Consider the following 15,686-nt stretch of genomic DNA (forward strand, 5'->3'; position numbering starts at 1 on the left):
AGCGGGAGTTGAAGATGAAGTTGGTGAAGCTGCCAGTCAGGTTTTCTCATCGGTTTTTGCAAGTGGCAATGGCTACCGCCGTGTTGGTGTCTCCAGGGGTGATGCCCCAGGCCGTCGCTGCACAGAGCGGGACAACTGCCGCTGTTGTCCAAGGGCTTCCGGATTTCACTGGGCTGGTCGAACTGGTCGGACCTTCAGTCGTGAACATCCGGACCACCGAGAACGTTTTGCTTGGCGCGCCTGATGGCGCCGACGAACAGATGCGCGAGTTCCTGCGGCGCTTCGGAATCCCCGTCCCCCCAGAGGCCATGCCCAGAGGGCCCAGGCAGCCTGGGCCCGGTGGCAATGGCCAGTCTGTGCCTCGCAACCGGGGAATCGGCTCCGGCTTTGTCCTCAGCGATGACGGCCTCATCATGACCAATGCGCATGTTGTTGACGGAGCGGATGAGATCATCGTCACGCTGTCTGACAAACGCGAATTCAAGGCGAAGCTGGTCGGTGCAGACAAGCGAACCGACGTGGCGGTACTGCGAATAGAGGCGTCTGACCTGAAAGCAGTGAAGATCGGCGATATCGAGCGTCTTCGGGTAGGCGAGTGGGTCATGGCCATTGGTTCTCCGTTTGGACTGGAGAACACGGTGACGGCCGGCATCGTCAGTGCCAAGCAGCGAGAAACCGGCGATTTTTTGCCGTTCATTCAGACAGACGTCGCCATCAACCCAGGTAACTCTGGTGGCCCTTTGATCAATTTGCGCGGTGAAGTGGTAGGCATCAACAGCCAGATCTATTCGCGCTCCGGTGGCTTTCAAGGCATTTCGTTCGCCATCCCCATCGATGAAGCGATGCGCGTCGCCGATCAACTGAGCACGAGTGGCAAGGTCACCAGAGGCCGTATTGGTGTACAGATTGATCGGGTTGGCCCTGACGTCGCCGAGTCGATCGGCCTGGGCCGGGCGCGAGGGGCTCTGGTCAGAGCAGTGCAGGCTGATTCCCCGGCAGCTGCCGCCGGTGTCAAGGCCGGTGACATCATTCTCAAGTTTGACGGTAAGCCGGTGGGACAGGTTTCTGATCTTCCCAGGATTGTTGCCAATACTGACCCCGGTCGCACCGTCTCCATGGATGTGTTTCGTCAGGGCACTTCGAAGCAGCTGTCCATCCAGGTAGGTGTCATGGAGGCGGACGGGCAGCCGCTTGCTCAGACACCAGACAAACCAGCGAAGCCCGCAGGTGTGCGGGAGTGGGGCATCACAGTCAGCCCTCTGCCGCCTGAGACGCGGCAGGAGCTCGGTGTCGACCATGGTGTTGTCGTCACCGATGTGGAGAGCGCTGCTGCTCGAGCGGGTGTTGCTCCCGGGGATGTGATTCTCTCTATCGGCAACCGGGAAATCGCAGACATAGCCGCGTTCGAGAAAGTCACTAAGGAGCTCTCCAAGGCTCGTAACGTGAGTGTGCTGCTTCGTCGAGGTGAATGGGTGCAGTACGTAGTGATCCAGCCCTGACCACTCTTTCTGCCTCCTGCCAAATCCGCAGGGAGTTTTCAAGTAACCCCCAGTCCTCACCGGGATTAGGGGGTTATTTTCTGGGCCGACGACCGGTCGATATGTGGGGGTGTTGTGCCTGAACCATGTTCATGATTTTTCTGTAAGTTAGTGCTCGCAAACCATTGTGGTGATCCAAGTTCCAAATTTGGATAAAATCATGATGATTCTGCCGATGCAGGTCCCTTTGAGAGAGGGATCAGTTCACGATGCAGGATGTACACAGTTTGCCCCAGAGTCCTCCACAGACTTGTTCTCATGGAAGCGACAAAATCTGTGGATAAGTTGTGAGTAACTTTTTTGTTGCCGCGCTGCTACATGCGAAATCTGGCGACGTTGGGATGTGCGCTCTGGGCTTTTTGCCTACAATGAAATCCCAACTATCGCAGTTGCCAAAGATTGTTGGTTATGGGCGCGTCAACACCTGACGCGCCCTTTTTTATGATTCGCAGCATCGCTGGCCGTCGCGATGCTGCTCTCTGCTGATGCCTGGCGCCGAAGCCCGAACTTCCGATGAAGCACATTCGCAATTTTTCGATCATTGCGCACATTGATCATGGCAAATCCACGCTCGCCGACAGGATCATCTCCCGCTGCGGAGGCCTGACCGCGCGTGAGATGAGTGAGCAAGTTCTTGACTCCATGGAGATCGAGAAAGAGCGGGGCATCACCATCAAGGCACAGACAGCGGCTCTTCAGTACAAAGCCAATGATGGCCAGATCTACAACCTGAACCTGATCGACACCCCGGGACACGTTGACTTCTCTTACGAAGTGTCCCGCTCGCTGTCTGCATGTGAAGGTGCCTTGCTGGTGGTCGATGCCAGTCAGGGTGTCGAGGCTCAGACGGTCGCCAATTGCTATACGGCACTGGACCTTGGCGTCGAGGTGCTGCCGGTTCTCAACAAGATGGACCTGCCTCAGGCCGATCCGGAGACGGCAAAGCAGGAAATTGAAGATGTCATCGGTATCGACGCATCTGAGGCCGTTCCCTGCTCAGCCAAGACAGGCATGGGTGTGGATGAAATCCTGGAGATGATCGTGGCGAAGGTGCCGGCACCCAGGGGTGAGCCTGAAGCGCCTTTGCGAGCCATGATCATTGACAGCTGGTTTGACAACTACGTCGGGGTGGTGATGCTGGTGCGGGTGGTTGACGGTGTGCTCAACAAAGGCGATCGCATCAAATTCATGGCGACCCAATCCGAACATTTCGCCGACAAGCTTGGCGTGTTCACGCCGGGCAATGAGCCAAGGCCTTCGCTGAGCGCGGGAGAGGTCGGGTATATCATCGCCGGCATCAAGGAGCTGGCATCGGCCAAAGTGGGTGACACTGTCACGGCAGTCCGGTCAGGCAAAGGGGCCAACCTTGTGGCGGCCACCAAGGCGCTCCCGGGCTTCAAGGAAGTCAAGCCTCAAGTCTTTGCCGGACTCTATCCGACCGAGTCGAGCGAATACGATGCCTTGCGCGAGGCACTGTCCAAGCTTCAGCTCAACGATTCGGCCTTGCGGTTTGAACCCGAGGTCTCGCAAGCCCTTGGCTTTGGTTTCCGCTGTGGATTCCTTGGACTGCTCCACATGGAGATCGTTCAGGAACGGCTCGAGCGCGAGTTCGACCAGGACCTGATCACGACAGCCCCCAGTGTGGTCTACGAAGTGGTCAAGGCAGACGGCGAGCTGATACAGGTTGAGAACCCGTCCAAGATGCCGGAGCCGGGGCGCATTGAAGAAGTTCGGGAGCCTATCGTGACCGTTCACCTCTACATGCCGCAGGAGTATGTGGGCGCCGTCATGACGCTGGCCAACCAGAAGCGCGGTGTGCAGATCAACATGGCCTACCACGGCAAACAGGTCATGTTGACCTACGAGATGCCACTGGGAGAGATCGTCCTCGACTTCTTTGACCGGCTCAAGTCCGTCAGCCGTGGTTACGCATCCATGGACTATGAGTTCAAGGAGTATCGCAAGGCGGATGTGGTCAAGGTGGATATGTTGCTCAACGGCGAAAAAGTCGACGCACTGTCCATCATCGTTCACCGGAGTCAGGCACAGTATCGTGGTCGTGCGGTGGCTGCCAAGATGCGGGAAATCATCAGTCGCCAGCAGTTCGATGTGGCCATTCAGGCTGCCATTGGCGGCAACATCATTGCCCGCGAAACCATCAAGGCCTTGCGCAAGAACGTGCTGGCAAAATGTTACGGGGGAGACATCACCCGGAAACGCAAGCTGCTGGAGAAGCAGAAGGCGGGCAAGAAGCGGATGAAACAGATTGGGTCAGTGGAGGTGCCGCAAGAGGCATTTCTGGCCATCTTGCAGGTGGACGAATAATGCAGGCTTTCATGAGCACGATCACTGGCGCTGTCCTGGCGGCGTTCGCAGGCTATACCCTTGCTTGGTACACAGGATATGTGGAGGGCAATTTCGCCCTTCTGCTGATGATTGCCACAGCAGTCACTGGCCTCTACTGGGTGGCGGAGAAGCTCTGGTTCCTGCCGCGCCGACGTGCGCAAGCCAAAGATGCGGTTGTTGAGCAGGTGCGTCGCCAGCAAGCGCTGGCAGAGCAAGGCTTCAGCGATCCATCGCAAATGGCACCGGAGGCGAGAGAGCACGAAATTCTGGCCCAGCCCTGGTGGCTGGACTGGACGGCGGGGCTGTTCCCGGTCATTCTGGCCGTCTTCCTGCTGCGCTCCTTTCTGTTCGAGCCTTTCAAGATTCCTTCCGGCTCGATGATCCCGACGCTGCAGATTGGTGACCTCATTCTGGTCAACAAGTACCACTACGGCATCCGTTTGCCAGTGTTCAACACCAAAGTCTGGGACAACAACCAGCCTGAGCGGGGAGACGTGATGGTGTTTCGCTATCCGTTGCAACCCAGCCTGGATTACATCAAGCGCGTCATTGGCGTTCCTGGTGATGAAGTGGCCTACCTCAACAAGCAGTTGACCGTCAACGGAGAGGCTGTGCCCAAACTGCCCAAGGCGGACTATTTTCAGGGCGAGGCCATGCGATATGCAAAGCAATTTGAGGAGTCGCTGGGCGACAAGACCTATCGAACCCTGAATATCACGGGCCGTTCAGCGGGAATTCCGTCACCATCCGATTTCGGGTTTAGGGAGAACTGCCGGTACACTGTAGAGGGCGTCGTCTGCAAGGTGCCGGAAGGTCATTACTTCATGATGGGTGACAACCGCGACGACTCGCAGGATTCACGCTATTGGGGGTTCGTGCCCGAAGAGAACATTGTGGGCAAGGCCTTCTTTGTCTGGATGAATTTCAGCGATTTCGGTCGCATTGGATCGTTTGAGTAACTGGGCTTCTGGAGGGAAACCGTGAAGATGAAAATGCAACAACGTGGTATTACCTTTGTCGGCCTCTTGGTCGTAGGCATTTTGGTGGCGCTGGCAGTGATTGTTGTTGCTCAGATCGTGCCTACCTATACGGAGTACCTGTCGGTGAAAAAGGCGGTGCGACTGGCTGCGGCAGAAACGACGGTAACCAATGTGCGAGCTGCTTTTGACAAGCAAGCTCTCATAGATCAAGTCAGTTCAATCGAATCAAGGGATCTCGAGATCACCAAAGTCGATGGTGAAGTGGTTGTTGAGTTCGCATACGACCGCGAGATTCATCTTGCAGGACCCGCGTATCTGGTGATGAAGTACTCAGGCAGTTCGAGTGACAAATGACCTTGCCGTGAGCGTGACATCGATGGGGGCGTGTGTTGTCCTCAGGGCTTGAACAGCTGCAGCAGCGCTTGCAGTACGTGTTTGTCGACACTGGACTGTTGCAGCGGGCAGTGACCCACCGCAGCTTTTCCAGTGATCACAACGAACGACTGGAGTTTCTGGGTGACTCGGTTCTCGGGCTGGCTGTGTCGAGCCTGCTCTTTGAGCGGCTGGCGGACTTGCCCGAAGGGGACCTCTCGCGTATCCGTGCCAATTTGGTCAAACAGGAAACGCTGCACCAGCTCGCATCTGATCTGGGCATTGCTTCTTGTATGCGCTTGGGCGAAGGTGAGAGAAAATCAGGTGGCCACAAGCGCCCCTCCATACTCGCCGACGCCATGGAGGCCGTGATCGGTGCTGTGTATCTGGATGCCGGGTTTGAAGAGGCCCAGTCCCTGGTCCACCGCCTCTACAAGGATGTCGAGATCAGTGCGCGCATGCATGCACTGGGCAAAGATGCGAAGACCGAACTGCAGGAGTGGCTACAGGCCCGAAAGCACCCGTTGCCCAAGTACACGGTCATCGCCACCATGGGGCAGGCGCATCAACAGACGTTTGACGTCGAGTGCCAGATAGTGGATCTTGGCCTGACCGAGCGTGGCATGGGCAGCTCCCGGCGTGCGGCGGAGCAGGTGGCTGCTGCTGCGGTGCTTCAGCGCCTGCCTCAGTCCTGATTCGGGCCACCAATCGCTGACACCTGGAGACGTTTCGAATGAGCCCATCACCCAAGCGCAATGACCGTTCGGCCCGGCAGACAGCTGGCCAGGATCGAGTCAACGAGGGCCTGGACGCCATGCTGGCCAAGGCGCTCGGCAAGCCTGTCGAGGAAGCCGTTGGCGACCAGGATATTCCGGAAACGGAGATTCCAGCTGAAGAAGAGCAGCGTTGTGGATTTGTGGCCATTGTGGGCAAGCCTAACGTCGGAAAGTCCACCTTGCTCAACGCATTGGTGGGCCAAAAGATCAGCATCACTTCGCGAAAGGCCCAGACCACCCGCCACAGGATCACAGGTTACCGGACCATTGATCGCTCGCAGTTCGTGTTTGTGGACACTCCTGGGTTTCAGACTCGCCACGGCAATGCCCTGAACCGCTCCCTGAACAAGACTGTCCTGGGGGCCGTCAGCGACGTGGACCTGGTTCTGTTTGTTGTGGAGGCTGGGCGTTTCAATCTGGCAGATGCCAAGGTGCTGGAACTGTTGCCGCAGTCGGTGCCTGTGGTTCTGATTGCCAACAAATTTGACCTGGTGCACCGGCGAGGAGAGTTGGCGCCATGGTTGCGCTCCATGCAGGAAAGGCGCGCGTTTGCCGAATTCGTGCCCATGTCCGCCAAGAATGCCAGGGATGTCACTCGGCTGTTTGACATTTGCGCCAAGTACTTGCCGCAGCAACCATGGATGCACGACCCCAAGGACCTGACCGATCGGAGTGAGCGGTTCATGGCGGCGGAAATGGTGAGAGAGAAGCTGTTCCGCCTGACTGGTGACGAACTGCCTTACACCTCGACCGTGATCATCGACAAGTTTGAGCAAGACGGAGACCTCAAGCGGATCGCCGCATCCATTGTGGTCGAGCGGGATGGCCACAAGGGTATGGTGATTGGCGAAAAAGGTGAGAAGCTCAAGAGAATCGGCACGGAAGCCAGGCAGGAGCTGGAGCGGATCTGGGGTGGCAAGGTGTTTCTTGAACTCTGGGTGAAGGTGCGTTCTGGCTGGGCGGATGACGACGCGCGCGTCCGCTCGTTCGGCTATGAATAGCCACGCTGTACTGCTGGCCAGGCAGAACGTGACACTGTGCTGAACGGGCATGGCGACACGGCGCACTTCTGAAGAGCCAGCATTTGTTCTCCACAGGTATGACTGGAGTGAGACCAGTCTGGTGCTGGAGGTGTTTTCCCGGCATCAGGGCCGGATTGCGCTTGTTGCCAAAGGTGTGAAGCGGCCGACCTCCCAGTACCGTTCGGTGCTCTTGCCTTTGCAACCTTTGGCCATTTCCTGGTCAGGCGATGCTGAGGTCCGTACGCTCAAATCTGCCCAGTGGCAGGGCGGGCACGTCATGCCGACGGGAGAAGCCCTGATGGCGGGCGCTTACCTCAACGAGTTGCTGATGCGGCTGCTGGCGCGGGATGACCCGCACCAGAGCCTGTTTGATCACTATGCCATGGCCGTATCCTTGCTGGCCGACAACCCGGAAGCTCAGCCTGCCATCTTGCGCGCTTTCGAACTGGTGTTGCTCAAGGACGTCGGGTTGCTGCCTGACCTGACGGTTGAAGGTCAGTCGTTGGCGCCTCTGGGGGATGACGAGATGTATCAGCTCATGCCCGAAGGGGGACTGACGCTGGCCATGGAAGGCGAGCCCCAGGCCTTGAGGGGTTCCCGGTGGAAAGCCCTGGCCGACGCCATGTCCGACGCTGCACCTTTTGTCTCCTGCATGCTGGCCAGCGGCCCTGTGGTGGCCAGCTTGCGCCACCAGGTCAGCCGTATGTTGCACTATCACTGTGGCGTGCGACACTTCAAGACCCGCCAGCTGATGCTGGACGTTCAGGCCATGTCCAGACCAAGGCAGTCGACCGAAGGTGACTGACCGGAAGTTGCCTTGCGTGGTGGTATGCCACTGCCTTTTTTCCTGTTGACCTGCTCGCGCCCTGAAGAGAAACCTCTGCAATCCGACTTGCATCATGTCCACTGAACTTCGTCACCGTTTCACGGCCTTGTCCGTCAACCTCAACAAAGTCGCCCTTGTCCGCAATACGCGGCATCTTGGTATCCCCAGCGTGGTGAAAGCGGCTGCCATGTGTCTTGAAGCGGGGGCACAAGGCATAACGGTGCACCCGAGACCCGACCAGCGTCACATACGCACGCATGACGTTTTTGACCTGGCAGAAGAGATGAAGGCTTGGCCGGATCGGGAGTACAACATTGAGGGAAATCCGACCCACAACCTCATGCGACTTGCGCGTCAGCTTCATGAGCGAGGAATGCCGTTGCACCAGTTGACCTTCGTGCCGGATGGCGAAGGTCAGTTCACCAGCGACCATGGCTGGCGATTTCCTGATGACCTGGAAACGCTTGTGCCCCTCATCGAAGAGGGCAAGGCAATGGGTGCTCGAGTGAGTCTGTTCATGGACGCGGAACCGGCGCAGATGCGGGCGGCGAAGGAGGCGGGCGCTGACAGGGTGGAGCTTTACACAGAGCCATATGCAGCGGCTTGGGCCACGCCAGACCAGGACATCCAGACAAAGCGATTTGTCGCCGCAGCCCAGGCTGCTCTGGAGGCAGGGCTGGGAGTGAACGCAGGACATGATCTGAACAGAAGCAATCTGGGCCACTTCCTCTCCAAGGTGCCTGGCGTCAGCGAGGTTTCGATTGGTCATGCGCTGATGGCTGATGCACTGGAGATGGGGTACGGGGCCACAGTCAAGGCCTACCGCGCGTGCATTGAGGCTTCTGGCGAGGTGCTGGTGTGATCCTGGGAATCGGTACAGACATTTGCGACATCAGGCGCGTCAGGGCAACCTGGGAACGCCAGGGCGAACGTTTCGCCGAGAAAGTCCTGGGAGAGGCGGAGCTGAAAGTGTGGCGTCAGCGCAAGACCCGATGGCCCGACAGAGGGTTGAGATATTTGGCGACGCGCTTCTCGGCCAAGGAGGCGTTTTCCAAGGCAATCGGCCTGGGCATGCGCATGCCCATGACTTGGAGGAACTGCGAAATTCTCAACCAGGCCAGCGGCAAGCCTTACGTTCAGCTCCATGGTGAGCTGGCCCGGTATTGTGCTGAACACCACATGTCGGTCCACGTCACGGTGACTGATGAGACGGACTACGCAGCCAGCTTTGTAGTGATTGAGCGTATGTCCGTTGATCCAACGGCTTGACCTGGCAAGAGGAGAAGAACATGCATGCACCCTTGATGATCGACGTCTCGGGAACCGAGCTGACCGAGGCGGATGCGAGGCGCCTGGCGCACCCACTGGCGGCAGGCGTGACGCTGTTTGCCCGCAATTGGTCTGACCGGGCTCAACTGAGCGCCTTGTGCGCCCAAATCAAGGCTGTTCGGGAGGACCTCATCATCGCCGTGGATCATGAAGGGGGCCGGGTTCAGCGTTTTCGCACGGACGGATTTACCGTCTTGCCGCCCATGTCCGTTCTGGGTGACATGTGGATGCGACCTGCGCGCTCAAGTGAGGCTGAGGGTGCCCCCGCCCTGCGTGCCATGAATGCCGCCACGGCTTGTGGTTATGTCATGGCAGCGGAACTCAGGGCATGTGGGGTCGATATGAGCTTTGCCCCTGTACTGGATGTCGAGCGCGGTATCAGTCAGGTCATTGGCGATCGTTCATTTGCCAGAGACCCGCAAGTGGTCGCAGCGCTGGCACAGTCAGTCATGCACGGGATGCGCCAGGCTGGCATGGCCAACTGCGGCAAGCATTTTCCGGGACATGGGTATGTCAAGGCGGATTCTCACGATGCCATCCCCGTGGATGACCGTTCGCTGAGCACGATACTGGCAACTGAAGCCACGCCGTATCAATGGCTTTCGGCCAGCCTGGATGCTGTGATGCCGGCGCACGTGATTTACAAGAAGGTCGACAGGCGACCAGCAGGCTTTTCTGCCCGCTGGCTGCAGGAGATCTTGCGGCATCGGCTGGGGTTTGTGGGGGCCATTTTCAGTGACGACCTGAGCATGGCCGCCGCACGGCAAATCGATGGCGTTGAAGTGCGCTTCAGCGAGGCTGCATTGGCGGCGCTGGACGCAGGCGTCGATCTGGTCGTTGTATGCAATCAGTCCATTGAAGATGGAGGCCGACCTCTGGACGAGCTCATCGATGAGCTTTCCAAAGCCGTGGTTCAGGGCCGTTGGCGAATGAGTGAGGCCAGTGAGGAGCGTCGTCGCAGTTTGTTGCCGGTGGCGCCGGCATTGCCCTGGGACGCCCTGATGACGAGTGAACGCTACATGAGCGCGCTTGGCCTATTGCCCTGAGGCCTTGTTGAGGCCCAGCTTTTCCAGCAGGTCCGCCACCAGTTCCAGGCGAACCATCGGGTTGTCCAGCGCCATGAGCTTTTGCTTGAGATTGGCCGGCACCGGCAGGAGCTCCAGCCAGCGATTGGAGACCCAGCTGCTGCTGTTCCAGTCCGCGTCCGTTGACGGTGGGATGGCGGCCTTTTCGGCTTCGCCACCTTCGGCTTCGATACGCAAAAAAACGGTCCGCAGAGCATCACGCGTGGCCAGTAGGTGCTCCGGAACTTCGATGCCAGCGTCAGACGGGCGCAGTTGAACATCGGCAACCCACAGTCCGTGCTGCAGCTTCTGCTTTCGCTCGATGCGAAAGCCGGATTGTCCCTGACAGTGAACCAGCAGCAGGCCGGGCTGTGGCCGCTCGATGTGCTCGATGGAAGCCAGAGTGCCAACGCTCTCGAATTCCTCGACGACGAACTGCTCTCCAGCCTCGGGGTTTTGAGTGCGTTGAAGGACTTCGCCCCCCTGGGTCAGCAGCACGACGCCGAATGGTGCGCCGGCGCGCTCGCACCGGTTGATCATGTCCAGATAGCGGACCTCAAACACCCGAAGGCTCATTCGCCCACCGGGGAACAGCACTGTCTGGAGAGGGAACAGTGGAAGCTGCGCCAGGCGCAAAGGTGTTTCGGTCTCTGTCTGGGTCAATCCGTTACCACCGCATCTGCGCTCAATCGCTGCAACATGGCCAGTGAAGTAGCGACCTGTTCACGCAACGCACGCCTGTCGCAAATGAAATCCACGGCACCTTTGGTCTGGAGGAATTCGGCTCGCTGGAAGCCTTCCGGAAGCTTGACCCGCACTGTGTTTTCGATGACGCGCGGACCTGCAAAGCCGATCAGCGCCTTTGGCTCGGCAATCACAATGTCGCCCATGAACGCAAACCCTGCCGAGACTCCGCCCATGGTCGGATCTGTCAGGACACTGATGTAGGGCAGGCCCTTCTTGGCCAGGCGAGTCAATGCTGCGTTGGTTTTGGCCATCTGCATCAGTGACAGGAGGCCTTCCTGCATGCGCGCGCCACCGGTGGCCGTGAAGCAAACGAAAGGCACTTTCTGGGAAATGGCCTCTTCGACGCCACGCACAAACCTTTCACCGACGACCGAACCCATCGAGCCACCCATGAAGTCGAACTCGAAGCAGGCAGCGACCAGACTGATGTCATGAACGGCACCGCCCATGACGACCAGTGCATCGGTTTCGCCAGTGGCTTCCAGTGCCTCTTTGATCCGCTGCGGATACTTGCGACTGTCCTTGAAACGCAAGGGATCCACGGGCACCACTTCCTGAGCAAGCTCGTAGCGACCTTCGGGATCGAGGAAGGCATCAAGTCGGGCGCGGGCACTGATTCGATGGTGGTGATCGCAGTGCGGGCATACGTTCAGGTTCTTCTCAAGGTCGTTCTTGTAGAGAACCGACTCGCAACTGGGGCATTTGAACCACAGGCCTTCGGGCACGCTGCGACGCTCAGTGGGATCCTTTTGCGAGATCTTGGGCGGCAGCAGTTTTTCAAGCCATGACATGGTGTTGTTCCTTTCGTCTTGGTCGCGCCTTGGGCGTACGACCAAAAGCCTCCCCCAAAGAGGGGGAGGGGTTGCACGACATTATGCGTCGAGCGCTTTTCGTATCGTGCGGAGAAAACTCATCACCACGGGGGTGACCTTCTCAAAGGGCTCATCTTCGATCAGCTGGATGATGCGGGTTCCGATGACGACTGCGTCAGCCGTCTTTCCGATCGCCTGGGCCGTTTCTGCGTCGCGAATGCCAAATCCGACGCCGACCGGAATCTCGACGTGTTTCCGGATGCGAGGCAGCATGGCCTCGACCTGCCCGACGTCGAGTGTGCCAGCACCGGTCACACCCTTGAGGGACACGTAGTAGACATAGCCGCTGGCGACTGCTGCGACCTGCTGCATGCGTTCGTCGGTAGAAGTGGGCGCCAACAGGAAGATGAGATCCATGTCCTTGGCCCTGAGGGCGCTGGCGAAGTCGGCACACTCCTCGGGCGGGTAATCCACGACCAGAACCCCGTCCACACCTGACTCGGCCGCATGGGCGACAAAGCTGCCCTCGCCATGCTTCTGGTCGTAGCGCTCGATGGGGTTTGCGTACCCCATCAATACGACAGGTGTGGTGCTGTTGCGCTCGCGAAAGCGCTTGACCATGGCCAGAACCTGAGCCAGCCCGACGCCCAGTGCCAGGGCGCGATCCCCCGCGCGTTGAATCACCGGGCCATCGGCCGAAGGGTCGGAAAAAGGAACGCCCAGTTCAATGATGTCGGCACCTGCTTCGACCATGCCGTGCATGAGGTCGGGCGTGATGTCCACATAGGGGAATCCGGCGGTTACGTAGGGGATCAAGGCCTTGCGGTTGGCAGCCTTGAGCGCGGTCATTGCGGTTTCTATACGACTCATGTTCAGACCGATTTGGTTGCTTTGGTCTTCGCCGACGGCTTGGCGTTGGCCGCCGACTTGGGCACTGCGCGTCGTGGTGGCTCGACCGGCGCCTCGGCACCTTTGACCGACTGGCCCTGGCAGCTGGGTCGGCAGTAGAAATCAGCCTTGGAGAGGTCTGCCACTGTCCCGATATCCTTGTCACCCCGACCAGACAGGTTGACCAGAATGGATTCGGAGGGTTTCATGGTCTTGGCCAGCTTCATTGCGTGCGCAATGGCATGACTCGACTCCAGCGCAGGGATGATGCCCTCAGCCTTGCAAAGGTAGTGGAAAGCGTCGAGCGCTTCCTTGTCGGTGATGCCGACGTAGTCGGCCCTGCCCGTGTCTTTGAGGTGGGCGTGCTCCGGACCAACGCCAGGGTAGTCCAGGCCAGCGCTGACGCTGTGGGTTTCTGTGACCTGTCCGTTGTCATCTTGCAGGACATAAGTCCGGTTGCCGTGCAGGACGCCAGGGCTGCCCTTCTGCAGAGAGGCCGCATGCTTGTCAGTCTCAAGACCGTCGCCTGCCGCTTCAACGCCAATCAGTCGCGTTTTCTCATGCGGAATGTAGGGATAGAAGATGCCCATGGCATTGCTGCCTCCGCCAACGCAGGCAACGACGGCGTCCGGCTGTTCTCCGGTGCAACCGGCTTCGGCCAGCATCTCGGGCATTTGCTTGAGGCATTCCTCGCCGATGACGCTCTGGAAGTCGCGCACCATCATGGGGTATGGGTGCGGGCCAGCCACCGTCCCGATGATGTAGAAGGTGTTGTCAACGTTGGCCACCCAGTCACGCAAGGCTTCATTCAGTGCGTCCTTCAGCGTCTTGCTGCCGCTGTCCACTGGCACCACCTTGGCGCCCAGGAGGTTCATGCGATAGACGTTGGGGCTTTGGCGTTTGACATCCTCGCTGCCCATGTACACGATGCACTCAAGTCCATAGCGCGCGCAGATGGTTGCCGTGGCCACGCCGTGCTGGCCTGCCCCGGTCTCGGCGATGATCCTCGGCTTTCCCATGCGCTTGGCCAGCATGGCCTGGCCGATCACATTGTTGATCTTGTGGGCACCGGTGTGGTTGAGATCTTCGCGTTTGAGAAAGATCTGGGCACCACCCATTTCCCGGCTCATGCGATCGGCATGGTAGATCGGGCTGGGGCGGCCGACATAGTGCGCCAGCTCCTTGCGGAACTCCGCCTGGAAGGCGTCATCATGCTGGTACTTGGCGTACGCGGCTTTGAGTTCGTTGATGGCGTGGGTGAGCGTCTCGCTCACAAAGCTGCCGCCGTATTTGCCAAAGTGGCCGTTGACGGTCGGTTGGTCGTATTGGTTCATGAAACTGGCTCTCTGGATAGACGCCTGTCCCGGACGGCACAGTCCTGAGCGATCAGGATGGGTCAGCCGGAGGAAGCGTTCAGTTGCGTGTCTGCTGCCTTGACGGCAGTGATGAAGTCGTGAACCCTCTGGGCGTCCTTGATACCCTTGAGTGCTTTGCCATTGCTGTCAACGGCTTCCACACCCGAGCTCACGTCAACGGCCCATGGCCGTACACGCAAAATGCCATCGATCACGTTTGCAGGCGTGAGTCCACCAGACAAAACGAGGCGAGAGCTGGCGTTTAGTTGTGGATGTGACCACGGAAATGCTGTCCAGTCAAAAGATTGTCCGCCACCCCCATAACCATCGACCTGGGCGTCCAGAAGGATGGCTTGGGCGGCAGTGAAGTCGATCGCATATTTTACGAGATCAAAGCCTTTTCCAGCATCCCCCATGGGAATTCTGGCCGCGCGAATGTAGGGTCGACCCGCCGCCGCGCAGTCGGGAGGGGATTCGTCACCGTGAAACTGAAGCAATGCATTTGGTACCGCCGAGCACGCGTTGGCAATTTCATCAGGCGGGGCATTGACCATCAGCAGGACCGGCGTCACAAAGGCTGGCAAGCGTCTGGCGAGCTCGGCGGCCCTTTGTGGCTGGACATACCGGGGACTTTTTCCGTACAGGACGAATCCGATCGCATCAGCGCCTGCCTGAACGGCGGCGTCGACATCCTGTTCCCGGGTCAGGCCACAGATTTTGATGCGTGTGCGATGAGAGGTCATGGTGCTGGCGTTTAGGCTCAGGGGGGGGGTGTTCTGCGCCAAGGGCGGCATCACGGGAGCCAGTCAAATGCGGGTGTCTGCAGCGGCAGCCCCCATTGGTCATCGTACACCGGACCCAGAAAATACAAGCCAGCGGGGGAAAAAGTCGGCGCGGCTGCGTCGCGGCTGCGTGCGGCGATCACTTCGGACATCCACTGTGGCGGGCGGTTTCCGCTGCCAATGGCGATCAGGCAGCCCATGATGTTGCGAATCATGTGGTGAAGAAATGCGCTGGCCTCAAACTCGAATTTCCAGTAACTGCCTCTTCGTGCAATGTCGACACGAATCATGGTCTTGATGGGCGTGTGCGCCTGGCATTGAGCTGCGCGAAATGACGTGAAGTCATGTTCACCCAGAAGATGCTGGGCCGCCTGCTGCATGGCCTCGATATTCAGCGGCCGAAATACCCAGCCCACCTGGCCAACGTCGACACTCGGTCGCACGGGGGATTCGAGCAGCACATAGGCGTAGCGCCGGCTCTTTGCGCTGGCGCGCGCGTGGAAGTCCTGGGTCAGCACTCTCGCCCAGTGCACGGCGATATCGTCGGGCAAGTAGGTGTTGGTGCCCCTCACCCAGGATGTCTCCACGCGATCGATGATCGTATCGAAGTGAACCACCTGCATCAGGCCATGAACACCCGCATCGGTCCGGCCTGCACACAGGGTATTGACTGCGCTCCCGTCATTCAGAAAGCGGCCAATCGCTTTTTCAAGCTTGTCCTGAACGGTGTTGCCGGACGGTTGGCTTTGCCAGCCGTCATATTGGCGCCCGTTGTATGAGACGCCCAAAACAATGCGGCCGCCCGGGGAGGGCGGCTGCATGTCAGGCGTCGAAGCGTCGCTGTTGTCT

At 58.9% G+C, this 15,686-nt stretch carries 16 protein-coding genes; 10 read left to right on the top strand and 6 right to left on the bottom strand.

The features are described 5' to 3' along the window. The first annotated feature begins 68 nt into the window (after positions 1-68). From ABWV89_RS08250 to nagZ, 10 genes are all read left to right on the top strand, one after another. Complete coding sequence (locus tag ABWV89_RS08250; RefSeq protein WP_353395761.1) at positions 69-1,499, top strand: Do family serine endopeptidase; 1,431 nt, start codon at positions 69-71, stop codon at positions 1,497-1,499. Between the two features lie 552 nt (positions 1,500-2,051). Continuing rightward, a complete protein-coding gene (gene lepA, locus ABWV89_RS08255; RefSeq protein WP_353395762.1) occupies positions 2,052-3,863 on the top strand; it encodes a translation elongation factor 4 in 1,812 nt (603 codons plus the stop codon). Then, positions 3,863-4,843, top strand: a complete 981-nt coding sequence (gene lepB / locus ABWV89_RS08260; RefSeq protein WP_353395763.1) for a signal peptidase I — start codon at positions 3,863-3,865, stop codon at positions 4,841-4,843. The genes lepA and lepB overlap by 1 nt, the downstream gene beginning before the upstream one ends. 27 nt (positions 4,844-4,870) lie before the next feature. Then, positions 4,871-5,218 (top strand): DUF4845 domain-containing protein, encoded by a 348-nt coding sequence (locus tag ABWV89_RS08265; protein WP_353396070.1) that lies wholly within the window; start codon positions 4,871-4,873, stop codon positions 5,216-5,218. A 35-nt stretch (positions 5,219-5,253) separates the two neighbouring features. Continuing rightward, positions 5,254-5,931 carry a ribonuclease III gene (rnc, locus tag ABWV89_RS08270; protein ID WP_353396071.1) on the top strand — a complete coding sequence of 226 codons (678 nt, stop codon included), beginning with the start codon at positions 5,254-5,256 and terminating at the stop codon, positions 5,929-5,931. Positions 5,932-6,050: 119 nt separating this feature from the next. Next, positions 6,051-7,013: a GTPase Era gene (gene era / locus ABWV89_RS08275; RefSeq protein WP_353396072.1), complete on the top strand. Its 963-nt coding sequence runs from the start codon at positions 6,051-6,053 to the stop codon at positions 7,011-7,013. Between the two features lie 49 nt (positions 7,014-7,062). Beyond that, positions 7,063-7,839: a DNA repair protein RecO gene (recO, locus tag ABWV89_RS08280; protein WP_353395764.1), complete on the top strand. Its 777-nt coding sequence runs from the start codon at positions 7,063-7,065 to the stop codon at positions 7,837-7,839. Between the two features lie 94 nt (positions 7,840-7,933). Continuing rightward, entirely contained in the window at positions 7,934-8,722 is a 789-nt protein-coding gene (locus tag ABWV89_RS08285; RefSeq protein WP_353395766.1) for a pyridoxine 5'-phosphate synthase, read from the top strand. Beyond that, on the top strand, positions 8,719-9,129 hold the full coding sequence (acpS, locus tag ABWV89_RS08290; protein ID WP_353395767.1) for a holo-ACP synthase: 411 nt from the start codon (positions 8,719-8,721) through the stop codon (positions 9,127-9,129). Before ABWV89_RS08285 ends, acpS begins: the two co-directional genes overlap by 4 nt. A 20-nt stretch (positions 9,130-9,149) precedes the next feature. After that, complete coding sequence (gene nagZ / locus ABWV89_RS08295) at positions 9,150-10,235, top strand: beta-N-acetylhexosaminidase (protein ID WP_353395768.1); 1,086 nt, start codon at positions 9,150-9,152, stop codon at positions 10,233-10,235. On the opposite strand, the gene ABWV89_RS08300 is transcribed toward nagZ, so the two are convergent. The 6 genes from ABWV89_RS08300 to truA all read right to left on the bottom strand — a co-directional run bounded on the left by ABWV89_RS08300 (position 10,224) and on the right by truA (position 15,658). Beyond that, a complete protein-coding gene (locus tag ABWV89_RS08300) occupies positions 10,224-10,916 on the bottom strand; it encodes an LON peptidase substrate-binding domain-containing protein (RefSeq protein ID WP_353395770.1) in 693 nt (230 codons plus the stop codon). The genes nagZ and ABWV89_RS08300 overlap by 12 nt on opposite strands. Continuing rightward, a complete protein-coding gene (gene accD, locus ABWV89_RS08305) occupies positions 10,913-11,791 on the bottom strand; it encodes an acetyl-CoA carboxylase, carboxyltransferase subunit beta (protein ID WP_353395771.1) in 879 nt (292 codons plus the stop codon). The genes ABWV89_RS08300 and accD overlap by 4 nt, the downstream gene beginning before the upstream one ends. A gap of 81 nt (positions 11,792-11,872) precedes the next feature. Further along, positions 11,873-12,682, bottom strand: coding sequence for a tryptophan synthase subunit alpha (trpA, locus tag ABWV89_RS08310; protein ID WP_353395772.1), 810 nt, complete (start codon positions 12,680-12,682; stop codon positions 11,873-11,875). Between the two features lie 2 nt (positions 12,683-12,684). Beyond that, the gene (gene trpB / locus ABWV89_RS08315; RefSeq protein ID WP_353395773.1) at positions 12,685-14,034 is read right to left on the bottom strand and encodes a tryptophan synthase subunit beta; all 1,350 of its coding nucleotides are present in this window, start codon (positions 14,032-14,034) and stop codon (positions 12,685-12,687) included. Between the two features lie 62 nt (positions 14,035-14,096). Further along, the gene (locus tag ABWV89_RS08320; protein WP_353395774.1) at positions 14,097-14,798 is read right to left on the bottom strand and encodes a phosphoribosylanthranilate isomerase; all 702 of its coding nucleotides are present in this window, start codon (positions 14,796-14,798) and stop codon (positions 14,097-14,099) included. Positions 14,799-14,848: 50 nt separating this feature from the next. Further along, on the bottom strand, positions 14,849-15,658 hold the full coding sequence (truA, locus tag ABWV89_RS08325; protein ID WP_353396073.1) for a tRNA pseudouridine(38-40) synthase TruA: 810 nt from the start codon (positions 15,656-15,658) through the stop codon (positions 14,849-14,851). Positions 15,659-15,686: the final 28 nt, after the last annotated feature.

Source organism: Hydrogenophaga sp. 5NK40-0174, from assembly GCF_040372165.1.
Classification (GTDB): Bacteria; Pseudomonadota; Gammaproteobacteria; order Burkholderiales; family Burkholderiaceae_C; genus Hydrogenophaga.